This is a genomic window from Pseudomonas sp. 910_21 (assembly GCF_052850735.1).
The window spans coordinates 771260-797724 of sequence record NZ_VXCY01000002.1; the positions used below are offsets into that span (position 1 = coordinate 771260).

General features: G+C 60.7%; 26 protein-coding genes. 8 read left to right on the plus strand and 18 right to left on the minus strand.

All coding sequences use genetic code 11. The annotated features are described in order from the left end of the window. Positions 1-24: 24 nt before the first annotated feature. From FW796_RS08700 to FW796_RS08710, 3 genes are read left to right on the plus strand one after another with little or no spacing between them, the layout of a single operon-like run. Entirely contained in the window at positions 25-366 is a 342-nt protein-coding gene (locus FW796_RS08700) for a helix-turn-helix domain-containing protein (RefSeq protein ID WP_346632259.1), read from the plus strand. Beyond that, complete coding sequence (locus FW796_RS08705) at positions 363-734, plus strand: hypothetical protein (RefSeq protein WP_003179080.1); 372 nt, start codon at positions 363-365, stop codon at positions 732-734. The genes FW796_RS08700 and FW796_RS08705 overlap by 4 nt, the downstream gene beginning before the upstream one ends. After that, positions 735-1157 (plus strand): sel1 repeat family protein, encoded by a 423-nt coding sequence (locus FW796_RS08710; RefSeq protein ID WP_346632258.1) that lies wholly within the window; start codon positions 735-737, stop codon positions 1155-1157. It begins immediately after the preceding gene. On the opposite strand, the gene FW796_RS08715 is transcribed toward FW796_RS08710, so the two are convergent. Then, a complete protein-coding gene (locus tag FW796_RS08715) occupies positions 1102-2934 on the minus strand; it encodes a bifunctional diguanylate cyclase/phosphodiesterase (RefSeq protein ID WP_346632257.1) in 1833 nt (610 codons plus the stop codon). The two genes, FW796_RS08710 and FW796_RS08715, sit on opposite strands and share 56 nt — an antisense overlap. Positions 2935-3069: 135 nt before the next feature. Continuing rightward, entirely contained in the window at positions 3070-5154 is a 2085-nt protein-coding gene (locus FW796_RS08720) for a carboxy terminal-processing peptidase (RefSeq protein ID WP_346632256.1), read from the minus strand. A 138-nt stretch (positions 5155-5292) separates the two neighbouring features. Here FW796_RS08720 and FW796_RS08725 point away from each other — a divergent pair, with 138 nt between their 5' ends. Next, positions 5293-6255: an NAD(P)H-quinone oxidoreductase gene (locus FW796_RS08725; protein WP_346632255.1), complete on the plus strand. Its 963-nt coding sequence runs from the start codon at positions 5293-5295 to the stop codon at positions 6253-6255. Between the two features lie 112 nt (positions 6256-6367). On the opposite strand, the gene FW796_RS08730 is transcribed toward FW796_RS08725, so the two are convergent. The 6 genes from FW796_RS08730 to FW796_RS08755 form a co-directional block, all read right to left on the minus strand. Next, a complete protein-coding gene (locus FW796_RS08730) occupies positions 6368-7021 on the minus strand; it encodes an HAD family hydrolase (RefSeq protein ID WP_123726964.1) in 654 nt (217 codons plus the stop codon). A gap of 40 nt (positions 7022-7061) precedes the next feature. Beyond that, on the minus strand, positions 7062-8051 hold the full coding sequence (locus FW796_RS08735) for an ABC transporter ATP-binding protein (RefSeq protein ID WP_346632254.1): 990 nt from the start codon (positions 8049-8051) through the stop codon (positions 7062-7064). Beyond that, a complete protein-coding gene (locus FW796_RS08740; RefSeq protein WP_123726966.1) occupies positions 8048-8848 on the minus strand; it encodes an ABC transporter permease in 801 nt (266 codons plus the stop codon). The genes FW796_RS08735 and FW796_RS08740 overlap by 4 nt, the downstream gene beginning before the upstream one ends. Next, on the minus strand, positions 8835-9680 hold the full coding sequence (locus tag FW796_RS08745) for an ABC transporter permease (protein WP_346632253.1): 846 nt from the start codon (positions 9678-9680) through the stop codon (positions 8835-8837). Before FW796_RS08745 ends, FW796_RS08740 begins: the two co-directional genes overlap by 14 nt. Beyond that, entirely contained in the window at positions 9677-10483 is an 807-nt protein-coding gene (locus FW796_RS08750; RefSeq protein ID WP_346632252.1) for an alkaline phosphatase family protein, read from the minus strand. The genes FW796_RS08745 and FW796_RS08750 overlap by 4 nt, the downstream gene beginning before the upstream one ends. 136 nt (positions 10484-10619) lie before the next feature. After that, a complete protein-coding gene (locus FW796_RS08755; RefSeq protein ID WP_446439250.1) occupies positions 10620-11687 on the minus strand; it encodes an ABC transporter substrate-binding protein in 1068 nt (355 codons plus the stop codon). Positions 11688-12050: 363 nt separating this feature from the next. On the opposite strand from FW796_RS08755, the gene FW796_RS08760 reads away from it, so the two are divergent. Beyond that, positions 12051-12764 (plus strand): UTRA domain-containing protein, encoded by a 714-nt coding sequence (locus FW796_RS08760; RefSeq protein WP_346632250.1) that lies wholly within the window; start codon positions 12051-12053, stop codon positions 12762-12764. A 40-nt stretch (positions 12765-12804) separates the two neighbouring features. On the opposite strand, the gene FW796_RS08765 is transcribed toward FW796_RS08760, so the two are convergent. The 7 genes from FW796_RS08765 to minC form a co-directional block, all read right to left on the minus strand. Beyond that, on the minus strand, positions 12805-14961 hold the full coding sequence (locus FW796_RS08765) for a mechanosensitive ion channel family protein (RefSeq protein ID WP_346632249.1): 2157 nt from the start codon (positions 14959-14961) through the stop codon (positions 12805-12807). A gap of 79 nt (positions 14962-15040) precedes the next feature. After that, positions 15041-15247 (minus strand): hypothetical protein, encoded by a 207-nt coding sequence (locus tag FW796_RS08770; RefSeq protein ID WP_346632574.1) that lies wholly within the window; start codon positions 15245-15247, stop codon positions 15041-15043. Between the two features lie 81 nt (positions 15248-15328). Further along, positions 15329-16618 (minus strand): M18 family aminopeptidase, encoded by a 1290-nt coding sequence (locus tag FW796_RS08775; RefSeq protein ID WP_077934615.1) that lies wholly within the window; start codon positions 16616-16618, stop codon positions 15329-15331. 125 nt (positions 16619-16743) lie between these two features. After that, complete coding sequence (locus FW796_RS08780; protein WP_015636609.1) at positions 16744-17379, minus strand: RluA family pseudouridine synthase; 636 nt, start codon at positions 17377-17379, stop codon at positions 16744-16746. A 92-nt stretch (positions 17380-17471) separates the two neighbouring features. Beyond that, complete coding sequence (gene minE, locus FW796_RS08785) at positions 17472-17726, minus strand: cell division topological specificity factor MinE (RefSeq protein ID WP_007898843.1); 255 nt, start codon at positions 17724-17726, stop codon at positions 17472-17474. Continuing rightward, positions 17726-18538, minus strand: a complete 813-nt coding sequence (gene minD, locus FW796_RS08790; RefSeq protein ID WP_011062650.1) for a septum site-determining protein MinD — start codon at positions 18536-18538, stop codon at positions 17726-17728. The genes minE and minD overlap by 1 nt, the downstream gene beginning before the upstream one ends. Positions 18539-18738: 200 nt before the next feature. Further along, on the minus strand, positions 18739-19476 hold the full coding sequence (minC, locus tag FW796_RS08795; RefSeq protein WP_102860793.1) for a septum site-determining protein MinC: 738 nt from the start codon (positions 19474-19476) through the stop codon (positions 18739-18741). Positions 19477-19598: 122 nt separating this feature from the next. Between minC and FW796_RS08800 the strand changes: the two genes are divergently transcribed. Both FW796_RS08800 and FW796_RS08805 read left to right on the plus strand, forming a co-directional pair. Beyond that, positions 19599-20531, plus strand: coding sequence for a lipid A biosynthesis lauroyl acyltransferase (locus tag FW796_RS08800; RefSeq protein WP_346632248.1), 933 nt, complete (start codon positions 19599-19601; stop codon positions 20529-20531). 50 nt (positions 20532-20581) lie between these two features. Then, entirely contained in the window at positions 20582-21739 is a 1158-nt protein-coding gene (locus FW796_RS08805; RefSeq protein WP_346632247.1) for a patatin-like phospholipase family protein, read from the plus strand. Between the two features lie 44 nt (positions 21740-21783). Here the strand turns inward: FW796_RS08805 and denD are convergent, their stop codons facing one another. Together denD and FW796_RS08815 are read right to left on the minus strand one after the other, a co-directional pair. Next, positions 21784-22758, minus strand: a complete 975-nt coding sequence (gene denD, locus FW796_RS08810) for a D-erythronate dehydrogenase (RefSeq protein ID WP_404937477.1) — start codon at positions 22756-22758, stop codon at positions 21784-21786. A gap of 16 nt (positions 22759-22774) precedes the next feature. Then, the gene (locus FW796_RS08815) at positions 22775-24085 is read right to left on the minus strand and encodes an MFS transporter (protein WP_346632245.1); all 1311 of its coding nucleotides are present in this window, start codon (positions 24083-24085) and stop codon (positions 22775-22777) included. Positions 24086-24252: 167 nt separating this feature from the next. Here FW796_RS08815 and FW796_RS08820 point away from each other — a divergent pair, with 167 nt between their 5' ends. After that, entirely contained in the window at positions 24253-25032 is a 780-nt protein-coding gene (locus tag FW796_RS08820; RefSeq protein ID WP_446439251.1) for a FadR/GntR family transcriptional regulator, read from the plus strand. A 78-nt stretch (positions 25033-25110) separates the two neighbouring features. On the opposite strand, the gene FW796_RS08825 is transcribed toward FW796_RS08820, so the two are convergent. After that, positions 25111-25896: an outer membrane protein OmpK gene (locus tag FW796_RS08825; protein WP_346632244.1), complete on the minus strand. Its 786-nt coding sequence runs from the start codon at positions 25894-25896 to the stop codon at positions 25111-25113. Between the last annotated feature and the right edge of the window lie 569 nt (positions 25897-26465).

Here is a 26465-nt window from a genome sequence, read left to right on the forward strand (position 1 = left end):
GAGTCGTTGTCCTACGGGGTAGTAATGGATATTCAGATTATTGAACGCGATGGCGAGCCCGAATATGCGGTTCTGCCGTGGGCTCAGTATCAAGCTTTATTGACAGCCGCAGGTCTCACCGAACAACTACCGTACGCCGCTGCAACCTCTCAGGCGGCGCCACCAGCCCAGAGTCTTCCGGGCCTGGATCAATTACGCAATCTGCGCGAAGGGAAGGGCATCGCCATTGAGGCGCTGGCCCGCAAAGTAGGTATCAGTCCGTCTTACCTGGCCCTCATTGAAAGTGGCGAGCGTCAACCCGACGCTGCGATTCGCCGCAGCCTGGCCTGGGAGTTGACGGTGCCGGGGTGGAGGGAGCAATCGTGAGTGTAAGGATCAGTCGTCAGCACTGGGATGGGCTGTTGGGTGAGCTGGATCAAGCCCGTCGTCAACGCCATCTTTTAACCTACCGGGCATTGCTGGAGCGATTGCAGCTGCCTAGCCCGGCCATGCAAACCCTGACGGCCGCGCTGGAGCATCTGGCGGCCCTGGATGCCCGGGCCGAACAGCCATTGCGCAGCTCATTGGTGATCAGCCAAGGGGCCAGCCGTTTGCCTCGTACCGGATTCTTTGAGTGTGTGGAGCGTTTGGGACGTTTTTCCGGGCCGTCCGATGGCGTGGCCGCTGCTTCATGGCACGCTTCGGAAGTGGTGCGCGTGTTCGAGTACGAATACCCCGAATCAGCGGAGGCTTGAATGTTCTGGCGACTCAAGGCACGACTCAGCTATTGGCTGGCGCGCCGGTTGTTTCATTGGCCGTGGTTTATCCGTGAACCCCGCAGTTGGCGCTGGATGGAGGGGCAATTCGCGCGCATGGCCAATCTGGGGGATGTCGACGCGCAAAGTTTCTACGGACACATCCTGACCTTTCGTGGACAGGGGCTTGGGGCGCGGGAGGAGGGCATTCGTCTGCTGCGCCTGGCGGCGTTGGCCGGTGACGGTAAGGCCGCCTATCAACTGGGGGTGATCAGCCTCGCCGGCTCCGCCAGCAAGGCTCCTGATGCTGCCGAGGCGAGCCGTTGGTGGACGCTCTCGGCCAAGGCCGGGCATCCCCTGGCGGAGCTCAAGCTGACGCAGCTGAATCAGTCTTCGCATCCTGATCCCGCATCGGTTCCTTGAGCGCCTCGCTTCCCATGCGGGCTGCAGCTTCCAGGCTGTCGATCACGTGGATGCTGTAACCCTGAACATTCTTGGCATGATGCTTGGCCTGGGACGCCAGCTCTGCCAATTGGCTGGAGTCCAGTTGTCCACAGGCCTGTGGATACAAGTGCACGACGCCGATGGACAGTGACAGCAGGGGGAACTCCTGACGCACTCCTTGACGGTTGGGGGCGACAAAACAGCCAGCCTCCAGGTGTTCGCTGCGGTAGAAGCGCCGGCACTGACTGTGAAAGTCGTCCAGCAGCTGGTTCAGGCGCCTTTGCCAGTCTTCAGGTCCGAGCACCAGCAAGAAATCATCCCCGCCAATATGCCCGACGAAGTCACGACTCGGATCGACCCGATCATTCAGGCATTGGGCCAGGCACAGCAGCACTTCATCGCCACGGCCATAACCGTAGATATCGTTGAAGGGCTTGAAGCTGTCGATGTCCACGTAACAGATCACTGACTCGCGCCCTTGCTGCAGCAGGCGGGTCAGGCATTGCTGGATGGGCACATTGCCCGGTAACAGGGTTAGGGGATTGGCATAGCGCGCCTGCTGGATTTTCAATTCGGTGATCAGTTTGAGCACATCGATTACCCGTCCCAGCCCCAGGTAGTGCCCGTTCAGGGTAATGATGAAGTCCTCCTCGATGCGTTGCCGAGCGCGACTGGTGATCAGGCGGCTCACCTGTTGCAGGGACTGGCTGAGTTCGACGGCGAGGAAGTCGTCATTCATCAGGCGGCTGATGGGTTTGCGGGCAAAAAGATCGGTGGCGAATGGCTTGAGCAGGGCATCCGAAAGCGAATGCCGGTGGACGATCCCGCAGGGTTGGCCCTGTTCGTCGAGGACCGCCAGAGAGTTGAGGTTGGCTTGCCGGCGAAAGGCTTCCAGCACGTTGGCTGTCGGGGTGTTGCGGGCCACGGCGGGCTGTTCGTTGAGCAGCGCGCTGAGGTCACTGCCTTCATCGTTGAGTGCCACGCTGGTGTGGTCATGCTTGGGCATCATCGCCCGGGCATCCCGGGGCGGTTGTTCCTGCGGTCGGCACAGCAAGTAGCCCTGGACCAGATCGACACCCATTTCACTGAGCACCGCCAGCTCCTCGTGCATCTCAATCCCTTCGGCGATCACCTGGGCGCGGGATGCCTTGGCAATCTGCAGGATCGAGCCGACGAATTCGCGTTTTAGCGCGTCCTGATGGATGCCATCGATAAAGTGCCGGTCGATCTTTACATAGTCTGGCCGCAGCTCGGACCACAGGCGCAGGCTGGAGTAACCGGCGCCGAGGTCATCCAGGGCGATGGAAAATCCCATGTCCCGGTAGTGATGCAGGGCATTGTGCAATAGCTGAAAGTCGTCGATGGGGGTCTGTTCGGTGAGTTCGATCACCACCTGGCTCGGAGGAATGCCAAAGTCTTGCAGCAGTTGCAGGGTACGGCCGGGTTGGTGGGCCGCCTCCAGCAGAGACTCCGGAGATACGTTAAGGAACAGCTTGCCGGGTAACTGCTGCTCGCTGAAGCGTTTGCAGGCGCTGTGGCGGCAAGCGATCTCCAGTTCGCTCAGGCGCCCGGCCTGGCGGGCCACGGCAAACAAGGCGACCGGTGAGTGCAGGGGGCTGTTGGAGGGGCCGCGGCTCAAGGCTTCGTATCCGAGGATGCGTCGCTGCGAGAGAGAAATGATCGGTTGGAACAGGCTGTGCAAACCGCTTTGAGCCAGGATTGAACTCAATGCACTCAGCTGTTCGGTCGTGGTCATGGCGATCTCTATCGATAAAAAAAGGACCGGGCACCGCTCCTGATTCAAGAGCGGCGCCCGGTCCTTCATTTCACGACAGAATGATGACTGTTTAATGACGATCCGAGGAGCGATCGAATTAAATTGCCATCATCTTCAGTGCTTGGCCACCGAGGTGTTGAGCTTCAGATAGTCCAGCAGAATGCGCCCGGTCTCACTCAGGTAGGCATCGTCTTCCGGCTTGGTTTTGTCCGGCTCGGCAGCAGCCAGTGCATCCTCGTCTTCTTTTTTCAGCTCTTTGAGCGGCTCTTCACCCTTGGCTTTGCGACGAGCATTTTCCAGAGCCAGTTGCTTGGCTTCGATGTCGGCATGCTGTGCCCGACGATCCGCTTCGTTGAGGCTGACGGTTTTTTCCGCCATCAGCTTCTGTGCCAGGGCCAGCTTGTCGCGGATGAACACAAACTCCGGATCCTTCGCCGAACGATTTTCATGTTCGGCCTTGAGCTGGGCCAGGAACGGCTTGAACGGATCCACTGCCGGTTTGATGGCCGGGCGAATGGTGTCCCATGGCATGGCTTCAGGCAGTGCGCTCTCGCCGATTTCCTTGGTGTCGATGATCGACGGGTAACCGATATCCGGAAGAACGCCCTGATGCTGGGTGCTCTGGCCGGAAACCCGATAGAACTTGGCCAGGGTCAGTTTCAGCTCGCCATGGTTCAGTGGCTGAATGGTTTGCACTGTACCTTTACCGAAGGTCTGGCCACCGATGATCAGCGCCCGGTGGTAGTCCTGCATGGCGCCGGCGAAGATCTCCGAGGCCGAGGCCGAGAGACGGTTGACCAGCAGTGCCATCGGGCCTTTGTAGAAGGCGCCGGGGTTTTCGTCTTCGAGCACATCCACACGGCCATCGGCGTTGCGTACCAGCACGGTCGGGCCCTTGTCGATGAACAGGCTGGTCAGTTCGGTGGCTTCCTGAAGAGAGCCGCCGCCGTTGTTGCGCAGGTCGATGACTACACCGTCAACCTTGTCTTTCTGCAACTCGGTCAGCAGTTTCTTCACGTCACGGGTGGTGCTCTTGTAGTCCGGATCGCCAGCACGGAAGGCCTTGAAGTCCAGGTAGAAGGCCGGGATCTCGATCACCCCGAGCTTGTAGTCCTTCCCATCCTGCTTGAGGTTGAGGATCGACTTCTTCACCGCCTGGTCTTCGAGCTTCACCGCTTCGCGGGTGATAGGCACGATCTTGCTGGTCTGGTCGTTTGGCGCATTGCTGGCCGGAATCACTTCCAGGCGTACCAGGGTGCCTTTCGGGCCACGGATCAGTTTGACCACTTCGTCCAGGCGCCAGCCCACTACGTCGACCATTTCCTTGTCGCCCTGGGCGACACCGATGATCTTGTCTGCGGGAGCTACCTGCTTGGTTTTGTCCGCCGGGCCTGCTGGCACCAGGCGCACGACCTTGACCTGGTCGTTGTCGCTCTGCAGCACGGCGCCGATGCCTTCCAGCGACAGGCTCATGTTGATGTCGAAGTTTTCCGCGTTATCCGGCGAAAGATAGTTGGTATGCGGGTCGTAAGACATGGCGAAGGTATTGATGTAGGCCTGGAAGATGTCTTCGGCCCGGGTCTGGTCCAGGCGCGCCAGCTGATTCTTGTAACGCTTGGTCAGCGTCTCCTGAATCTGCTTGGGCTCCTTGCCAGCGATTTTCATCCGCAGCACTTCGTCCTTGACGCGTTTGCGCCACAGGTCGTCGAGCTCTGCGGTGGTCTTGAGCCAAGGGGCGTCCTTGCGGTCGATCAGCAAGGTTTCCTTGGCGTTGAAGTCAATTTTGTCGACGCCTTTGTTGAGTTCCGCCAAGGCGAAGTCCAGACGCGCTTTGACCCGGTCCAGATAACGCTTGTAGATGGTGAAACCGGCATTCAGGTCGCCGCTCTTGAGGAAGTCGTCAAACTGGGTTTTCCATTTGTCGAACTCCGCGATATCGCTGGCCATGAAGTAGCTGCGCGATGGGTCCAGCAGCTTCAGGTAGCTGTCGTAGATGATCACTGAGCGCGCATCATCCAGCGGCGGTTTGCTGTAATGGTGGCGTTTGAGCAGTTCTACAACATTGAGGCTGGCAATTACCTCATCGCGATCGGGCTGAAGTTGATCCCAGCTATTGGCTGCGAACGTATTGGTCGACATCGGCAGAAGGCCGAAACCAATGAATAGGGCGAGGGCGGTGCTGGGGAACAAATGCTTCATGCTGATTCGACGCGGGGGCAATTGATAACGCATATTAGGCCGTCTTTGAAGTCGCCGGTTCCATAAGGACCGGTCGCATAATGCAAAAAGCCCGGTGCTACCGCTCCGGGCTCAGTCCAGACTCACTATGGAGGCACTGTGAAAGCATTGCAAGGCGTTGAAGGTCATGTGGAGTGGGTTGAAGAGCCAAGTCCTGCCTGTGATGTAGGGCAAGTTCGCATTCGGGTGGCGGCTGCGGGGCTCAATCGGGCCGACCTGTTGCAGCGTGCAGGTCTCTATCCGCCCCCTCCGGGAGCCAGCCCGATCCTGGGCCTGGAGTGCTCCGGGATTATCAGCGAAGTGGGGCCGGGTTCTTCCTGGCAGATCGGTGATCGGGTGTGTGCGCTGCTGGCCGGTGGCGGCATGGCCGAGGAAGTGGTGGTTGATGCACGCCATGTACTGCCGGTGCCCGAGGGGCTGTCCCTGGCCGAGGCCGCGGCGTTGCCCGAGGTCTACAGCACGGCCTGGCTCAATCTGTTCCAACTGGCGGCGCTCAAGCCTGGCGAGAAGGTGCTGTTGCACGCGGGGGCCAGCGGCGTCGGTTCGGCCGCCATCCAGCTGTGCAAGGCATTCGGCAATCCGTGCTGGGTCAGCGTTGGTTCCGCGGATCGCCTGGCCTACTGCGAGAGCTTGGGCGCCCAAGGCGGTGTGGTGCGTACCGATGGCCTTGAGGCGCTGCGGGATTTTGCGCCTTTCGATGTGATTCTCGACCCGGTGGGTGCCAATTATGCAGCCAACAATCTCAAACTGCTGGCCCTGGATGGACGCTGGGTATTGATCGGCCTGATGGGGGGGCGTGAAGCGCAACTGGACCTGGCTCAAGTGCTGGCCAAGCGTATCCAGTTACTGGGTTCGACCCTGCGCAGCCGCAATGAACAGTTCAAGGCCGACCTGTTGAGCGACCTTGGGCAGAATGTCTGGCCGCTGTTCAGCGAAGGGCGTCTGAGCCCGCAATTGGCCAAGACCTTCCCGATTCAGGATGCGGAAGCGGCTTTTGCCGAGCTGGCGACCAATCAGGTCTCGGGCAAGCTGGTGCTGGTGATCGACTCCAGCCTGAGGTGATTGCTGTGGTAGGGGCCGGCTTGCTGGCGAACCTTGCTCCAGGCTTTTGGGGCTGTTCGCTGGCAAGCCAGCTCCTACACAAGCTGGCAGCCAACGAATTTCGGGAGGGGGATTATTTCCAGTGATGGATCGGCCAGCCGGCCTTTTGTGCGTGCTCGCGTAGTACCGGGTCGGGGTTCACTACCTGGGGATGGTCGACCCGCAGCAGCAGCGGCAGGTCATTGCGCGAATCGGAGTAGAACGTTGCGCCTTCCAGGTTTTCTTCTTCGGCGTCCAGCCATTCCAGCAAGCGGGTGATCTTGCCTTCGCGGTAGGTCAGGGTGCCAAGGGTGTGACCGCTGTACACGCCGTGCAGCACTTCCAGCTCAATCCCCAGCACTTCGTCGATGCCCAGGCGAGCGGCAATCGGCTTCACCAGATGGGTGCCCGAGGCGGAAATCACCAGAATCCGGTCGCCGGCCTTGCGGTGGGCCGCAATGGTGGTGCACGCCTCACTGAAAATGATCGGCTCGATCACCTCTTCCACCCAAGGCTCCACCAGGTGCGCTACCTCTTCCGGGGTGCGTCCCGCCATGGGTTCCAGGCTGAAGCTCATGAACTCCTCCATGGCCAACTTGCCATGACTGTAGGCGTCCATCAGTTCGTTGTTGCGACGCATGAACGACTCGCTGTCGACCCAGCCAAGGCGGCCCATCTGTGCGCTCCAGAGGGTGGCGCAGTCGCCGTGAATCAGGGTTTCGTCCAGATCAAAAATTGCCAAGGCCATCAGTGCAGCTCTCTCTTCAGGATCAATTGCGTGAAAGCCGTCAGGCTACCTCACACAGGGCGGCAGGATCGATGGTCAGTGCCAGACGTTGGCCGTCAGCGTGCAGGTCATCGGCCGAACGGTTGAGAACATCCACCACCAGCTCCACGCCGCGAGCCTCGACCCGGTAGCGAATCACATTGCCCAGCAGGCTGTGGCTGCGAACCAGTGCATCGAGCTGGCCCTCCCTGCCAAGTTCGATGGCTTCCGGGCGAATGGCGATACGCCCGCTGACCGGGCGCTGCAGCAGCTTGCTGGCACTTTCGGCGTCCAGCAGGTTGTAGTTGCCAATAAAACCTGCTGCGAATACATCCACGGGCGCTGTGTAGAGCGTCTCGGCATCGCCGCTCTGGACAATCCTGCCCTGGTTCATCAGGAAGATCCGATCGGACATGGTCAGGGCCTCCTCTTGATCATGGGTGACAAAAATCGTGGTCAGCCCCAGTTCCCGCTGGATGTTGCGGATCTGTTCACGCAGGTGCTTGCGAATACGCGCATCCAGGGCTGACAGCGGTTCGTCCAGCAACAGCAAGCGCGGCCGGGTCACCAGTGAGCGGGCCAGGGCCACCCGCTGGCACTGGCCACCGGACAGTTGATGTGGATAACGATTGGCGAAGTCGTTGAGCTCCACCAGTTGCAAGGCTTCAAGGACCCGCTTGCGACTGTCATCGGCGTTGACCTTCTGCATGCGCAGGCCGAAGGCGACGTTCTGTTCCACGGTCATGTTGGGGAACAGCGCGTAGCTCTGAAACACCATGCCGATCCCGCGTTTCTGCGGGCTCAAGGGCACTATGTCCTGGCCATCGAGAAAGATCTTGCCGCCGTCCACCGGGGTCAGCCCGGCGATGCAGCGCAGCAGGGTGGACTTGCCGCAGCCGGACGGGCCCAGCAGGGTGACGAACTCACCTTTCTGGATCTCGCAATTGATATCGCTGAACACCGTGGTGCCTGCGTAGTTCTTTTGCAGGTGTTGGACGCTGACGAAGCTCATTGGCTTTTGTCCTTGTTCAAGATGTTGGCGGCCCAGGTCAGAACCAGCACAAAGAAGAAGTAGGAGATCACCAGGGCGCTGGTGAAGTGGCCGCTGCTGTTGCGCATGTTGTTCAGGTAGACCTGCAGGGTTTCATAGCGGGTGCCCACCAGGATGTTGGCAAACACGAATTCGCCGAACAGGAAGGAGAAGGACAGCAGCAGCGCCACCATCAGACCTTTGCGCAGGTTTGGCAGCACCACCAGAAAGGCCGCCTGCCAGGTACTGGCGCCCAGCAGTTGGGCGGCGTCCATCAGGTCCCGCAGGTTGATCGCTTGCAGGTTGTTGGTGATGGCCCGGTACATGAATGGCAGGGCGACAGTGAAATAACAGCCGATGAGAATCCAAGGCGTGCCAACCATGGCGAAGGGGCCTGAGCCATAGAGTTGCAGCAGGCCCACTGAAGACACCACGGGCGGCACCGCGAAGGGCAGCAGGATCAGGATGTTCATCAGCGCGTCGAGCTTGGGAAAGTGGTAGTGCACCACAAACAGCAGCGGCAGGATCAGCACCACTGAAAGCACCAGCGCCCCAACGCAAACCAGCAGCGACTGGCCGAAGGCATTGAGGAAGCGCGGGTCGCTCCACAGTTGCAGGTACCACTTGAAGGTCAAGCCGCTGGGCAGGATGGTGGCTGACCAACTGCTGGCGATGGAGTAGACAAAGGTCCCCAGCAGTGGCAGCAACAGGATGGCGAACAGCAGGTAGACCACCACCCGGTGGTACAGAGCGGCGGAGCCGGGTTCAGCGCGAGACATGGTAGCTCCTCTTCAACAGCAACTGATGGACGATGGTTACCAGGGTCATCAGGGCCACCAGCACCACCGCCAGGGCGCTGGCCATGTTCGGGTCCAGGGAGATATCCCCGGAAACCATGGCGGCAATGCGGATCGGCAGCACGTTGAAGTTGCCGGTGGTCAGGGCGTAGACCGTGGCATAGGCGCCCAGGGCGTTGGCCAGCAGGATCACGAAGGTGCCCAGCAATGCCGGGGTCAGCACGGGCAGACCGATGTGGCGCCAGAACTGCCAGCCGTTGGCCCCCAGCAACGCGGCGGATTCACGCCAGTCTTCGCGCAGGGCGTCGAAGGCCGGGTACAGCAGCAGCACACCCAGGGGAATCTGAAAGTAGGTGTAGAGAATGATCAGCCCGGTCTTGGAGTACAGGTTGAAGTCCTGAATGATCCCCGACTGCTTGAGCATGATGGTGATGGTGCCGTTGAACCCCAGGAGGATGATGAAGGCGAAGGCCAGGGGCACACCGGCGAAGTTGCTGGTCATGTTGGCGAAGGCGTTGACGAAGTTGCGCAGTCTGGAGTCGACCCGGCGCAGCGAGTAGCTGCCCAGTACCGCGATGATGATGCCGAACACGCTGGACCAGAAACTGATCTCCAGGCTGTACTGGATCGCCTGCAGGTAGAACTTCGAGCTGAAGATCTTGCTGAAGTTGGCCAGGCCCCAGCCGAACTCTTCCGACTGCAGGCTGTTGATCAGTACCCACACCAGCGGGGCGATCTGGAACACGATGAAAAACAGGGCAAAGGGCACTAGACAGAGGGCCGCCAGCCATTTGCCACGGGTGACTGAATTCACTGCAACAGCTCCCGGCAGAAGGGTTTGTCATGGGGCACGCCGAGCAACTGGCAGATCGTGCCGCACAGTTCGGTCTGTTTCGGCGTGGCGTTGGCATCGAGACTGAAGGCATTGCCGAGAACGAACAGCGGGACTTCCCGCTCCTCGGCCAGCAGGCCGTTGTGGGAGCGGTCGTTGTTCATGCCGTGGTCGGCAGTCACCAAAACCTGGTAGCCGGCATCGAGCCAGCCTTGCAGGTAGTCGGCGAGAATGATGTCAGCCGAACGCGCGCTGTTGCGGTACTGGGTGCTGTCGAGGCCGTGCTTGTGCCCGGCGTCGTCGATGTTCATCGGGTGTACCAGGAGAAAGTCCGGTTGGTACCGCAGGCGCAGGCTCTCCGCATCGGCGAACAGGTGGGCGTCGGGGTAGTGATCGCTCCAGTAGAAGTGGCCGTACTGGATCGGCAGATCGGGGTTGGCGGTGTGCCGGTCCTGTGGTGCATTGAACGGGCTGCGGTTGTACAGCTCGCTGACCCAGTGATAGGCCGCGGCGGCAGTGGAGCGGCCGGCGTCGCGAGCATAGTGGAAAATGCTGCGCTGGTTGGACAGGCGCGAGACCTGGTTGTGGACGATACCGCTGTCGATCGGCGTGACACCGGTGAGGATACATTCGTACAGGGGGCGGGACAGGGCCGGTAATTCGCATTGCAGCTTGTACAGGGCGGCGCGGCCTGCGCCGACGTAGGCTTGCAGGTGGCCCATGGCGTGTCGGGCAACTTCGTGGTTGAGGCCGTCGAGCACCACAAGGATGACGTTGTGCTTCATGAGCGGGAGAACTCCGGGATCAGGCAACGCATGGAACCTGTAGGAGTGGCCGGGCGGCGTTGCGCTTGCCGGCGAAGGCATCTGCACGCTCGTACAGGCCTTCGCCGGCAAGCCGGCTCCTACGACTGATGCAGCATTACGGCATGTTGATGATCACTTCTTCCTGCCACTTCTGCGGCAGGGACTTGGAGGTTTTCTCCCAGGCGTCGGCGTCCTTGATCGGGGTCACGTGCTTGTACTGTTCGTTGGGCAGCAGGTTGGCCTGGACGTCCGCCGGCAGGGTCAGGTGCTCGGCACGGATCGGGCGCGCATTGCCGCGTGCCAGGTTGGTCTGACCGGCATCGCTGAAGATGTACTCGCGAGCCAGTTTGGCGGCATTGGGATGCTTGGCGTATTTGTTGATGATGGTGGTGTAGCCGGAGATGACCGAGCCATCGGATGGGATCAGCACTTCGTAGTCATCCTTGTTGACCATCTTGTTGCGGTAGCTGAGGCCGTTGAAGTCCCAGACCACGCCCACTTCCACCTCACCTTTCTCCATGGTGGCGATGGTCGGGTTGGCCAGGGACAGGCGGCCTTGCTTGGCAATTTCGGCGAACATCAGCAGCGCTGGCTGGATGTTCTTCTCGTCACCGCCCTTGGCAATGGCGGCAGCCAGCACGCCGTTGGCGGCTTGTGCGGCGGTGCTCACGTCACCGATGGAAACCTTGTACTTGCCTTTTTCCAGGTCGGCCCAGCTCTTCGGTGCATCAGAGCCGTGCAGCAGCTTTTTATTGACGATGAAGGCGATGGTGCCGGTGTAGGCCAGCGCCCAGTTGCCGTCCTTGTCCTTGGCCCAATCCGGGACCTGAGCCCAGGTGCTCGGCTTGTAAGGTTGGGCTACGCCCTGTTTGACTGCGATCGGGCCGAAGGCGGCGCCAACGTCGCCGATGTCGGCGCTGGCGTTGTCTTTCTCCGCGGCGAACTTGGCGATTTCCTGGGCCGAACTCATGTCGGTGTCGATGTGCTTGAGGCCGTAGGTTTTCGCCAGGTCCTCCCAGGTGCCTTTCCAGTTGGCCCAGTCGTCGGGCATGCCGACGCTGTTCACGGCGCCTTCCGCTTTGGCAGCGGCTTCAAGGGTTTTCAGGTCGTTATCAGCGGCCATGGCGGCGGTGCACAGGGCAATGGTCGAGCCTAACAGTGATGCCAGGAAAAGCTGTTTCATCCGAAGCTCCTTTGGGTGTGTTCAACGCTGCGTTGTTATCGACAGTCTTGCGATGGGTTGGTCTAGGTCAGCAATACCTGAGCCAATTTAGGCGTGTTGGATGACACTTTGATGTCGGTGCCTGCGGTCGGCACCTGGATTCGTGTGCAGGTCCGGGGCTGCGAAATAAGCGTAGACCATGCCAAAACACCCGTTCTGCAAGGTTCTGGCGGGTAATTTGCAAGTTTGTCAGAGACCTGCTCAGTGGCTTTGTCATCTATCAGTCATATGCATTGCCTAGGCTTTCGACACGGATGCAGAGCACTGCCCCGGCCCCTGCGCTGCCCTGAAACAGTGCTGGTCTAGTCCAGATAGGTAACGTTGATGCGTATTGATGCAACCAAAGCGGTGACAGCCATCGGCCAGGTCCTGCAGGAGCAGATCGCCCATGGTCTGTTGGCACCCGGTAGCAAGCTGCCGGCCGAGCGCAAGCTCAGCGAGTTGTTCGCCACTACCCGCATCACTGTGCGCGAGGCCTTGCTGCAACTGGAGGCCCAGGGGCAGATCTACCGTGAGGAGCGCCGTGGCTGGTTTGTTTCGCCGCCGCGCCTGGCCTACAACCTGATGCAGCGTAGTCATTTCCACGCCATGGTCAGTGCCCAGGGACGAGTGCCTTCCACTGAGGTGATCTCGGCGCGCCTGCAACCGGCTTCGGCGGCAGTCTGTGCCTGGCTGCAATTACCGGCGCTGTCCAGCGTGATCCAGATCTGCCGGGCGCGGCGCATCGATGAGCGCCTGGTGCTGTATGTCGAGCACTACCTGAACCCCAAGTACTTTCCGAAGATTCTTGAGCTGGACCTGAACCAGTCGATCACCGAGCTCTATGCCCGGCATTACGACCTGCATTACGGACGGGTGCGCTTCGAGATCGTGCCCACGTCATTGCAGCCGGAAGCGGCGGCGGCCTTGAAGGTCTCGGTGGGCAGCCCCGGGCTGCGCATCGCCCGGGTCAACTATGACCAGCATGAGCGGCTGATCGATTGCGATCTGGAGTTCTGGCGGCATGACGCGATTCATGTTGGCGTTGACGTTCTTTAGACGCCAGTGCCGTTCGCCGGCAAGCCGGCTCCTACACAAATCATTGTGTTTCCGGCGTGCCTCCGGGGGTAATCACCTGGATGCTCATGCGCGGGGTGGCCAGGTCCAGTCCGGCTTCGTCCAGGTGACGCTTGAGGGACAGGTTGAACGCCCGTGACACTTCCCATTGCTTGATCGGAGCCGTCTTGAAGCGGGCTCGGAGAATGGCGCTGCCGGACTCGAAACTCTCTACTCCCTGGATCTCCAGCGGCGACCAGATGTTGCGTCGTTGCAAGGGATCGGTACGCATCTTCTGGCCAACATCGCGCATCAGCTTGATCGCGTCGTCGATCTCCATGTTGTAGGGAATCGCCACGCGAAAGATCGCGTAGCCGAACTCTCGGGAGTAGTTCTTGATGCTCTTGATTTCGCTGAACGGGATGGTGTGCACGATGCCGTCGATGTCCCGCAGGCGCACGGTGCGTATGGTCAGGCCCTCGACGGTGCCCAGGTGACCGCCGACATCCACGTAGTCATCGATGGCCAGGGAGTCCTCGATGATGATGAACAGACCGGTAATCAAGTCTGCCACCAGGGACTGGGCGCCAAAGCCGATGGCCAGACCGATGACACCGGCACCGGCCAGCAGCGGCGTGACGTTCATGCCCATGTTGGCCAGGGCGACGATGGTGGCGATGATGAAAATCGTCACGAACAGCACGTTGCGGATCAGCGGCATCATGGTCTGTGCGCGGGCGTTGGCCAGGCCCTTGCGCGAGCGGGTCAGTGCGTGATGCACCGCGGTGTCGCTGAGAATCCAGATCAGCCAGGCAAAGATCAGGGTGCCGCCGAGGCTGAACAGCTTGACGCTGACTTCATGGCCGTCGCCTTCGGTGAAGCGGATCAGCGACATGCCCCAGACCCGCAGGCCCAGCTCGATGAATGCCAGCCAAACCGCCAGGTGGGCCAGGGTATAGAAGAAGCTTTTCAGCCGTTCGGAATACAGCGCATGGCGTTTGTGCCCACGCTGGGGCTTGAGGGCGTGGCGCCGAACCAGGCCGTTGATCACCATGCACAGCACCAGCAGCACCGTGCACAACAGTGACTGGCGAAGGGCCGTGCTGGTGTCGCCGGCGGAAACGAAGGTGGCGAACAGCGAAATGCCCACCAGCACCAGCGCGGGGAGATACCAGAAAGTGCCGATGATTTCGATGGTGTCGCTCAAGGCGCGGCGGGTCAGGCGTCGGGACAGCGGCTGATTGCGGATCAGGTGCGCGATCGGCCGGCGGAAGCGCAGGATGAACACCCCGGTGGACAGCGCCGCCATGACATTGGCGAAAGTCGCTGCTGTGTGGGCCAGGTGCTGGCCAAGGCTGGCCACCATCCGTGGGTCGCTCAGGGCCTCGCCGAACGCGGCGAAGCTGCCGATCCACCACAGCGGCCGGAACGCCTGGCGGCGCAGGATATACAGGGCACGATGACGGTGCGGACCATCGAGCACGGAAAACGCCACCACGCAGATCGCCGAAAAACAGGTGCCCACCACCAGGGCGTAGGCGAGAACCATGGCCAGGTCCTTGCCCAATGACGAGGGCAGGGAGTAGGTCATGTAGACGGTGATCAGCAGAGCGATCAGCCAGGGGCCGAGCTTGCGCAGGGCGAAACGCAGCAAGTCCCAGGTCTTGGGGTGCTGGGGCAGTTCATCGGTGAGACCGAAACGCAGGCGTACCCGATGGCTGAGCCAGATCAGCGCGGCGGCCAGCAGGCTCCAGACCATGAGGATCAGGGCAAAGGCAAAGATGATCGGCAACCATTGGCTGGCTGGCAGCATCAGTGCCGACAGTTCTTCCTGGGCTTGATCGAACTCGTCGGTCCAGCGGGTCAAGGGGCTATCAGCGCCGGAGAACTGTTTCTCCAGGCTCGACAGGGTGCCGCCAATCAGGCCGAGCACGCCTTCTTCAGTGGCGGGCTGGGCTTTTTTCGTGGCATCCCGGAGCTTTTTCAGATCAGCCAGCAGCTTGGCTCGTTGCTGGTCGTTCTCCAGGGACTTGATCACCTCGTCCAAAGACTGCCCCAGCGGCTCTTCTGCTTGTGGTTGCGGTTTGCTCTGGTTGCCCAGCAGGCCCGGCAGGCCAACCGCCTGCGCACTGCTCAGGGGCAGGAAGGTCAGCAGGCAGACAAGCACATAGCAGGGCAGGGCGAAAAGACGAGCGAACACTGGGCGGTCAACCTCGGAGAAAGTCGGATCGACCGAGTGTACGAGGCCGCCAAATTCAATGCGAGGGCGAGCGCTGCATTTATTCCGCCAGTTTGGCGAGGATTTTGTAAACCACGGTGCCGAGAATCAGCAGCATGCCGATCCACATGCTGAACACGCCGAGGTTCTTGTCCCGGAAGTTGAAGCCGATGGCCAGGAGAATCATGCCCGTGAGAATCGGGATGAGCATGGAGTGGAACGAAGACATCGAGATCATGGCGACGGCCTTGTCAGGAAGAGTACTCATAAGTCTAGGTCGCTTTGTCGCGACCCGGGTTGATGTGTATCAGAAACCGGCGGGGCCCCCTGAGGGGCCCGCGGTTACAACTCAGGGCAGTTCGTGGCTGGCGTAGAAGGCGCTCAGAACCTTTACCAGGTGGGCCAGATCGTGGCTGCCACAGAGTTCACGGATGGAGTGCATGGCGAAGGTAGGCAGGCCGATGTCCACGGTGCGCACTCCCAGGTGGCTGGCGGTGATCGGGCCGATGGTCGAGCCGCAACCCATGTCGCTGCGCACCACGAAACTCTGCACCGGGACTTCCTCGGCCATGCACAGATGGCGGAAGAAACCGGCAGTTTCGCTGTTGGTGGCGTAGCGTTGGTTGCTGTTGACCTTGATCACCGGGCCGGCATTGAGTTTCGGGCCGTGATTGGCGTCGTGCTTGTCGGCGTAGTTGGGGTGTACGCCGTGGGCATTGTCTGCGGAAATCAGCAGCGACTTCTGGATGGTGCGGACGAACTCGTCGCCTTCGGGCAGCAGGCGGCGCAGGGTCTGTTCGAGCATCGGACCATCAGCGCCGCAAGCCGAGCAGGAGCCGACTTCTTCATGGTCGTTGCACACCAGTACGCAGGTTTCTTCGCTGTCGGCCGTCAACAGGGCCTGCAGCCCGGCGTAGCAGGACAGCAGGTTGTCCAGGCGAGCACCGGCAATGAAGTCACCGTGCAGGCCGATCACCGCGGCGCTCTGGGTGTCGTAGAAACTCAGCTCGTAGTCCAGCACCACATCGGCGTTCAGGCCGTGTTCGCGGGCCAGTTGGTCGGTCAGGACCGCGCGGAAATCCACCCGCTCATCGCCGGCGAACTGGGCCAGGATCGGCGGCAGTTCGTTCTGCGCGTTGATCGCCCAGCCCTGATTGGCTTCACGGTTGAGGTGGATGGCCAGGTTGGGAATGATCGCGATCGGCGCCTTGAAGTCGATCAGTTGGCTTTCCACCTTGCCATCGCGGCGGAAGGTCACGCGGCCGGCCAGCGACAGGTCACGGTCGAACCAGGGGGCCAGCAGTGCGCCGCCATAGACTTCCACACCCAGCTGCCAGAAACCCTGGCGCTGCAGTTCAGGCTGGGGCTTGACCCTCAGGCAGGGACTGTCGGTGTGGGCGCCCACCAGGCGGATGCCACCTTGCAGTGGCGAATGCCGGCCCAGCTTGAAGGCGACGATGGAGGAGTCATTGCGGGTGACGTAATAGCGGCCGTTGGCTTCGGTGGTCCACGGCTCGCGCTCGTCTAGGCGCTGGTAACCCGCCGCTTCCAGGCGTTGAACAAGGCTGGCAGTGGCATGGAAAGGGGTAGGGGAGGCCTTGAGGAAGTCGATCAGGCCTTGGTTCAACTCTTCGCGCATAAGTAGCTCCAGACAGCAGTGGCGCGAGTTTAACGTATAGGCGGGCCTTGTAGGAGCCGGCTTGCCGGCGAAGAACAGGCGCCGGGGCGACATCACCGGCAAGCCGGCTCCTACAGTGGGGAGTGTCAGAACGGCGCGGGGCACTCGAAGCGCAGGCGCTCGCCAGTCTGCGGGTGAGTGAAGCTGAGCATGCTGGCGTGCAGACATAGGCGGGGCCAGGCCGCCAGTGCCTGTGGGTGGGCATAAAGGCCGTCACCCAGCAGCGGATGGCCGATGGACAGCATGTGTACCCGCAACTGATGAGAGCGGCCGGTGATGGGGGTCAACTCGACCCGGCACCAGTCGCCGCAGCGCTCCAGCACTCGCCAGAAGGTCAGGGCGTGCTTGCCGAATTCGTGGTCCACCACATGCCGGGGTTTGGTTGGCGGGTCATAACGCAAGGGCAGATCGATGCTGCCGCTGTCCAGTTCCGGCTGGCCCCAGCACAGGGCGGTGTAGGCTTTTTCGGTTTCGCGGTCATGAAACTGTCGCGACAGTTCGCGATGGGTATCAGCGTCCCGGGCCAGGAGAATGATGCCCGAGGTTTCCCAATCCAGCCGGTGGACGATACGGGCTTCGGGGTAGCCGTTTTCCTGCAGGCGAGTGATCAGGCAGTCCTTGTTGTCGTCGGCGCGACCGGGGACTGAAAGCAGCAGGGTGGGTTTGTTCACCACCAGAACCGCGGGGTCCTGATGCAGGATGTGGATATTCGACAACGGCATTAAAACAGCCTCGTAACAAACGCCAACGGCGGCTCGCCAACCTCCATGCAATGCATGAGGCCAGCGAGCCGCCGTGGCTCCCGTCGGATCAATCAGCGATCAGGCAGGGTGATATTGAGTTCCAGGATCGAGCAACTGCCCTGGTTTTCCAGAGCGACGTGCACGTCGTCGGACCCGATATTGACGTACTTGCGGATCACTTCCACCAGTTCCTTCTGCAAGGCGGGCAAGTAATCAGGGGTGCTGCGCTGGCCGCGTTCATGCGCCACGATGATCTGTAGACGCTCTTTCGCTACCGACGCGGTGCTGACCTTTTTGCTGGCACGAAAGAAGTCAAAAAGATTCATTATCTACCTCCAAACAGGCGCTCGAAGAATCCCTTCTTCTCGACATCAAGGAACCGGTGTTCCACGGTTTTGCCCAGCAAACGGTCGACTGCGTCGCTGTAGGCCTGGCCCGCATCGCTCTGGTCGTCGAGAATCACCGGCACGCCCTGGTTGGAAGCCTTGAGCACGGCCTGGGATTCCGGAATCACGCCCAGCAGGGTCACTGCGAGAATTTCTTTGACGTCTTCAACACCGAGCATTTCGCCGTTGCTGACGCGCTCCGGGTTGTAACGGGTCAGCAGCAGGTGTTCCTTGATCGCGTCTTCGCCCTTTTCGGCGCGACGGGACTTGCTGGCCAGCAGGCCGAGCATACGGTCGGAGTCACGGACCGAAGACACTTCAGGGTTGGTCACGACAATCGCTTCATCAGCGAAGTACATCGCCAGGTGCGCGCCTTTCTCGATACCGGCAGGGGAGTCGCAGACCACGAACTCGAAGGTTTCCTTGAGTTCCATCAGGACTTTTTCTACGCCTTCCAGGGTCAGTGCGTCTTTGTCGCGGGTCTGGCTGGCGGCCAGCACGTAGAGGTTTTCCAGGCGCTTGTCTTTGATCAGGGCTTGCTGCAGGTTGGCTTCGCCATTCACCACGTTGACGAAGTCATACACCACGCGACGCTCGCAACCCATGATCAGGTCGAGGTTACGCAGGCCGACGTCGAAGTCGACGATGACTGTTTTGTGACCGCGCAGAGCGAGGCCGGTACCGATAGCGGCGCTGGTGGTGGTTTTACCCACACCACCCTTGCCGGATGTAACCACGAGAATCTTGGCCAAGGTGTTTCACCCCTAAGGAAAAAGGACTTTTAGCCCCTGAAAAACATCTCTTGAAAACTACTGCAGTCGGACAGCCTTGGCTGGAGCTCGGTCAGCGGCAGCATTTATCGTCGATAAACACTGCTGATTGCCAATTTCCTACTTCGTTTGAGCCGTAATCGCTACGTTTTAGAGATGTTTGGAAAATGCGGCAGTATCCGTTAAAGACGTGTGATGTTCAACACGTCACCCGACAGGCTGACCTGGACTCCAGAGCCCCACAAGGGGTCGCGCCGCAGGTCTTCGGAAACCTTGTACTGACCAGCGATGGAGATCAGTTCAGCGCTCAATTGCTGACAGAAAATCCGAGCCTTGGTGTCACCTTTGACGCCAGCCAGGGCCCGACCACGCATTGGGCCGTATACATGGATATTGCCATCGGCGAGAAGTTCCGCGCCGGGGCTGACCGAGGACACCACTACCAGATCGCCACCCTGGGCATAAATCTGCTGTCCGCCGCGTACTGGCGAAGTGATGATGCGGGTCGGCTTGACGGTCGGTTCAGGCGGCTTTTCCGGTACTTTCTTGACCTCGCTTTCCGGTGGGTCGAGAGGGCGCTCCCGGGCACCGGAAGGTGGCAGCACTGGCAGATCGACGGCAATGGCCGCTGCAATGTCTTCAATCCGACTGGCGCGAATCGCCAGGGTGCGCAGACCGTGCTGGCGGCAGACACGCATCAGCCCTGGCAGATCCACCGAACCCTCGGCAGCAGGCAGCTTGTCCAGCGCCAGTACCAGTGGAGCGTTGCTGAAGAAGTTCGGCGCCTGGGCGACCTTCGCGGCCAGTTGGCGATCGAGGCCTTCAAGGTCGTTGCGGGCCAGTTCCAGCACCGTGATGGCGAGCATGCTGCCCTTTAACTGGAACACAGGATCTTGGTCTAGCGATTCGGTTTGGCTCATGGTCTGCAGAAGGCGGCTTGTCACTAAAAGTGCCGAGACTTATAACGAGATCGCCCGCGCCCCGCAAGCCAGGTCGAACCGATGTAGAATGCGCGACCTTGTTGTCTGTCCCGGAATCTGTAATGGATCGCCCGCGTTTTCGAGCTGCATTCTTGTCTCCACGTTTCTGGCCGCTGTGGCTGGGGCTTGGCGTGTTATGGCTGATCGTCCAGCTGCCCTATCCTGCGCTCCTGCAAATCGGCCGTGCCCTGGGGGCGCTGATGTATCGAGTGGCCGGCGATCGACGGTCTATCGCCCGACGCAATCTGGAGCTGTGTTTCCCGGAAAAATCCGCCGCGGAGCGCAAGCGCCTGCTCAAGGAGAACTTCGCCTCCACCGGGATCGCCTTCTTCGAAATGGCCATGAGTTGGTGGTGGTCCAGGCAGCGCCTGGCGCGCCTGGCCCATGTCGAAGGGCTGGAGCACCTCAAACAGGCCCAACGCGAAGGTCATGGGGTGATTCTCATGGCCCTGCACTTCACCACCCTGGAAATTGGCGCGGCGCTGCTGGGTCAGCTGCACACCATCGACGGCATGTACCGCGAACACAAGAACCCGCTGTTCGATTTCATTCAGCGTCGTGGCCGCGAGCGGCACAACCTGGATTCCCTGGCCGTGGAGCGAGAGGACGTGCGCGGCATGCTCAAGCTGCTGCGCTCCGGTCGGGCCATCTGGTATGCACCGGACCAGGACTACGGCGCCAAGCAGAGCCTGTTCGTGCCGCTGTTCGGCATCCAGGCGGCTACCGTGACCGCCACCAGCAAGTTCGCCCGCCTGGGCAAGGCACTGGTCGTGCCTTTCACCCAGGAGCGCCTGGCCGATGGCAGTGGCTATCGCCTGGTGATTCATGCACCCCTGACAGATTTTCCCGGTGCCACTGAAGAAGAGGATTGCCTGCGGATCAACCAGTGGGTGGAAAGTGCGTTGCGCGCCTGTCCCGAGCAGTACCTCTGGGCCCATCGACGCTTCAAGAGTCGGCCGCCGGGCGAGCCCAAGCTCTACAAGAAGCGCGGTTGACCGCCTGGCATTGATTGCCGGATCTTGTGCGCCACGGATGGAGTGAGTTGATGAGTGTTGCGCAACCGATCACAGGTTTGATTCTTTCCGGCGGCGGTGCCCGTGCCGCCTATCAGGTGGGCGTGCTGGCGGCGATTGCCGAGCTGCTGGGGCCCGGCGCGCGCAATCCGTTCCCGGTGATCGTCGGCACTTCTGCCGGGGCCATCAATGCGGTCAGTCTGGCCAGTGGGGCCACGGACTTTCCCGCCGCCATCGAGCGTCTCACGGCATTCTGGCGCAGCTTCCGCAGCGATCAGGTGATGCGCAGCGATTGGCCGGGAGTGATTCGCCAGGCCAGTCGTTTTGTCGGCCACAGTCTGTTGGGGCTTGGTGCACAGGTGCCAGTGGCGCTGATCAACAACTCGCCGCTGCGCGAGCTGCTTAATCAGCACATGCATCTTTCGGGCATCAATCAGGCCATTTCCCAAGGGCAGTTACATGCGGTAGCGGTGACGGCCTTCGGCTACGAATCCGGACAGGCGGTGACTTTTTATCAAGGTGGCGGGGTGATCGATCCCTGGCTGCGTCATCGGCGCATCGGCGTTCCCACGCATCTGACGGTGGACCACCTGCTGGCCAGTGCGGCGATCCCCTTGCTGTTCGCGCCAGTGAAGCTCGACCAGGAGTATTTCGGCGACGGTGCTGTGCGCCAGTCGGCGCCCATCAGCCCGGCGTTGCATCTGGGCGCCAGCCGCGTGCTGGTAGTGGGGGTCAGTGGCAACCCGCGGGGCAACGATCCGGACGCCACCCTGCAGCGTGCTTATACCGGGCAGCAGCCGACTCTGGCGCAGATCGGTGGCCATATGCTCAACAGCACCTTCATTGACAGCCTGGAAAGCGATATCGAACTGCTGGAACGGCTCAATCATTTCAGTCGGCTGTTACCCGGAAGTTCGGCGGATCGTGGCTTGGGTATTGCTCCGGTGGAAGTGCTGGTGATCGCCCCGAGTCAGCCGATCGACGAGATCGCGGCAAGGCATCGGCAGGAGTTGCCAGCAGCATTGCGCTTGTTCCTGCGGGGGCCGGGGGCCACTCGGACCAGTGGTGCCGGGGTCCTGAGCTATTTGCTGTTCGAGGCGGCGTATTGCAGCGAGCTGATCGAACTGGGGCGCAGCGACGCCCTGGCCAAGGGCGAGGAGTTGGCGCGGTTTCTGGGCCTGAAGGGTTGAGGCCCGGACCCAGCCGATGAGCCCGGGGCCTTCGCAGCTTGAGGTCAGTCAGGCAGGTAATCCTGGATGAACTGGCGGATCACACCGACAAAATCCTCGTCCGCGGTGAAGCCCAGTTCGCGGGCATATCCGGCACTGAACGCTCCCGGCCAGGAGCCGACGATGCGTTCGATGTTGGCATCCGGGCGTAGCTGAATACGCTGGGCAACCTCGTCGCCCGCCACTTCCCGCAGCGCGTCGATCATCTGCGCCACGGTCAGCGACAGGCCGGGCATGTTGATCACTCGGCCCTGACTCAAGTGCTGCGCGGCCAGTTCATGGCCATGGATCATGTTGGCAATGGCCTGGGCGGGAGACATCAACCAGAGTCGGGTATCCAGGGGCACCGGGCAGACGCTGGCCTGGCCGCTGAGGGGTTCTCGGATGATACCGCTGGCGAAGCTGGACGCCGCCAGGTTCGGTTTGCCTGGCCGCACCACGATGGTTGGCATGCGCAGGCTGCGGCCATCGACGAAGCCGCGTCGGCTGTAATCGGCGAGCAGCAGGTCATTCATGGCTTTCTGGGTTCCATAGGAGCTTTGCGGAGCCCAGACCTGATCATCGTCTACGTTATCCGGCAGTTGCCCACCGAAGACGGCCACAGAACTGGTCATCACCCACTTTGGGCAGGAGCCCAGCTGGCGCGCCCGTTCCAGCAGACCTTGGGTGGCGCTGAAGTTGACCCGCATGCCCAGTTCGAAATCGCCTTCCGCCTGGCTGGAGACCACGGCGGCCAGATGAAAGATGCTATCGGTGTCGGCGTCGATCAGTTTGGCCAGCACCTGTTCATCGGTAATGTCTCCGCCTTTGACCTGCACCCGTGGGTCATCGAGGCCCTGCAGGGGTTCCCGGTCGAATGCGGTAATGCGCTTGATGGGTTGCAATTGGCCGTGACGGTCGGTGAGTGTGCCCCGTTGCAGCAAGGCTTCGATCAGCCGCCGTCCGAGAAAGCCGGCCGCGCCGGTAACAAGAATATTCATGAGTGGCTCCAACTGTTCAGCGATTGACGAGTTTTCCGGGGATCTTGAAGACCAGCAGGGCGCCGATGAACAACGCGCTGGCCATGACGTACATGCCGATGGTGGTGCTTTGGGTCAGGTCCTTGAGAAAACCCATCAGGTAGGGCGAGACGAAACCGGCGAGGTTGCCCCAGGAGTTGATCAGGGCAATGCCGGCGGCGGCCGCCGTGCCGCCGAGAAAGGCCGTGGGCAGGCTCCAGAACAGCGGCAGGGTGCTGAAAGCGCCCATGGCACCCAGGGTCAGGCCGATCATCGATACCGTGAAGTTGTCGCTCCAGGTGGCGGAAATCATCAAGCCGATACCGCCAAGTACGGCGGTCAGCGCCAAATGCCAGCGGCGTTCGCGCAAGCGGTCGGCGCTGCGGGAGATCAGCACCATGGTCAGCGCTGCAGCGGCATAGGGGATCGCCGTGAGCATGCCGACCTCGAACACGTCGCTGACCCCGGCCTGGCGAATCAGCGAGGGCAGCCAGAAACCAACGGTGTAGAAGCCGGCGATCATGCAGAAGTAGATGGCGGTCAGCAGCCAGATCCGGGGTTGCCCGAACACTTGCCTGACGCTGTGAACCTGGTGGCCGTCGGTCTCGGCCTCGATCCGGGTCTGCAGCAGGCTTTTTTCTTCGCGGGTCAGCCAGCCGGCGTCGGCGATACGGTCGCTGAGGCAATAGATCACCAGGCCGCCCACCAGAATCGAAGGCAGGCCTTCGAGGAAGAACATCCATTGCCACCCCGCGAAGCCCTGGTGGCCATTGAGGGCGCTCATGATCCAACCGGATAGAGGTGCACCAATCAAGCCCGAAAGTGGTACTGCGGTGGCGAACAGTGCGTACATCTTGCCGCGGCGGTTGGAGGGGAACCAATAGGACAGATACAGGATGACACCGGGATAGAACCCGGCTTCGGCGATGCCCAGCAGAAAGCGCATGACATAGAAGGAGGTGGGGGTGCTGACGAACGCCATGCACGAGGAAATGATGCCCCAGCTGATCATGATGCGAGCGATCCACAGGCGCGCACCGACCCGATGCAGGATCAGGTTGCTGGGAATTTCCACCAGAAAGTAGGCGATGAAGAAGATCCCCGCGCCCAGGCCGTAGACCGCTTCGGAAAATTGCAGGTCTTCGGACATCTGCAACTTGGCGAAGCCGACGTTGACCCGATCCAGATAGGCCACCAGGTAGCACAGCAACAGCAACGGCAGGATGCGCCAGGCGACTTTGCGATAGGCCAGGTCTTCAAACGAGGCGGTGGGGGAGCGGGCGGCAGTTTGCGACAGTGATTCAGTCATGTCTTTACCCATCCTTGTTTCTTGTATTTGGGTGATTTTGTTTTTATCGGACTTGCTGAGCTGTCTTAGATATCATAATACATCATACGAATTCAATAGCCCGACACCGAGCGGGACGGCGTGCATGAAATGCAGTACCGTTAGTCACTTTGAATACAGAGATACCCATGTCCAAGCCTGACAACTCTTCCCTCGCCGTCGATTCCATGGCGACGCTCAAGGATGCGGCCAAGGGCACCCTGGCGGATCAAGTGACCGCGGCACTCAAGTCACATATCGCCAGTGGCGAGGCCCTGCCCGGTTCGCGGCTGCCCACCGAGCCGGTCATGTGCGAGCGCTTCGGTGTCAGTCGCACAGTCATCCGCGAGGCGATTTCGCGCTTGAAGTCGGCCGGGCTGGTGGAGGTGCGCCAAGGTAGCGGCACCGTGGTCAGTGAGGGCGCGCATATCAAGGCCTTCACTATCGATCTGGATGTACGCGGGTCGATTGAGGCCGTGCTCCGAGTCACTGAGTTGCGACGTGGTATCGAGGGCGAGGCGGCGGCGCTGGCGGCGCAGCGGCACACCCCCGAGCAACTGCAGGCGATCCACCAGGCGCTGCTGGCCATCGATGTGGCCGAGCAGGCCGGCCAGGACGGCGTGGAGCAGGACCTGGCCTTTCACTTGTCGATTTCCCAGGCCACCGGCAATCCGCTGTATCCCTCATTGCATGAGTTCATTGCCCAGTTCATCAAGGAGGCGATCCGCATTACCCGTTCCAACGAGGAGCGGCGCCGGGATCTGGCGCATTCGGTGCGCGATGAGCATTTCGCGGTCTATGGGGCCATTGCCGCTCGTGATGTCGAAGGGGCGCGGCAGGCAGCGCTGAGCCATATCCACAATGCGGTGGAACGGCTCAAGAGTGCCGATCCGGCATTCTGGCGGGACTCCGGATCACGTCTTGCCTGATAGGTAGCATCGCGCTGTCCCATCAGCCTGAGTGGCCGGCGCTCATCGAAACATGAGGGCCGGCCGTCTCACGGAGTATCAGAAGTGGTACTTGACCAACAGGCTGGCGGTGTCCTGGTTGGTCTCGAAGTTGCGCGAATCCTCGATGCCGTACTTGTTCTTCCAGTAGTCGTACTCGAAACCGACGTACAGTTGCTTGGCGCCCCAGTTCAGTGCCTTGCCCAGGTCGTATTTGACCTGTGGGTTGAAGTGTAGGTTGGCGTGGTAGGTGCCCTTGGCGTTCTGGTCGTTGTCCACCACCCAGTCCATGAAACCGTCGATCAGGATGTCCGAGCGGCCCACGGGAATGGTGTAGGACCACACTGGGGTGATCTGCCAGACGTTGTCACCCGGGCGGCTGCCCTCGGTGTGGCGCTGGTAGAAGTTCAGCTGGAAGTAGTCGAAGCCCGGCACTGCCAGATCGAAACCCGGACCTATCAGGTAGGACTCGTTATCGCCTTCGCCGAATTCGTAAGTGAAGGCCAGCAGCACATCCTTGATCGGACCGAACTCAAACTTCTGGTCAAAGATCTTGCCGAACGACAGGCGTGGGCTGAACTCGCCGTAATAAGTGTCCGGGCCGACGTTGCCGTCTTTCTTGCCGTTGTAGAAGATCCGGTCGAGGAAAAAGAAGTTGTCCCCGTACTTCCAGGCGTCGGCGTGCTCGAACGTCACCGTCTGTTGAATCTGCGGGTTGACCTCGAAGTTCTTGCCGTACAAGTAAGTCAGGCTGTTGTTCTGCCATTGCAGCAGGTCGCCAGCCATGGCCTGCCCCCCGGCCAGCAGGCCGGCAGCCAGCATCAGGCGTGTGCACATCGGTTTCATTCGGTTGCTCCCAAAGTAGGTAGTTCCACGTTTTTTTTGGCTCGGCGCTCTGGTTTGGCGCCTTTTTTCTTTGCTGTAAAAAACCATCCGATCGGTCAGCTTTGTTGCTGTTAGCAAGAGCTGAGCCAAGGCCGAAAAAAAGCAAAAAACTCCCGTCCGGCTGTATAGATACAGTCGTCCGAGAGTATTTCCAACATTGATTTCGTGCGCCTTGTTACCTGTCTGGACCGGGATAAGTTGGCCTTCAGGTCAGGTTTTTCATCCGGGCTTTTTTTTAGACCGAATTTGCGTGGCCGCGGAGAATACTGGCTCCCACGGCAGGGCTCAAGTGCTCCGCAACAGAGCACTTGCAGCCACTTTGGGGCAGGCTTGCCGATCATTTCAGCAAGGCCTCGGCGACGGCAGGCAATAGCAGAGCGAAGGCCGCCGGCAACTCGAGGCATTTCGGGGCGCCAATGACCGTCCAGCGGTCAGGGTGGGGTTAGCCTGTGCAGGCTGCATGATGGTTGCTCCCTGTTTGTTTTTATTTTCAAGGCGCAGCGTGTTTTGGGCAGGGGCGGCCATGGTCC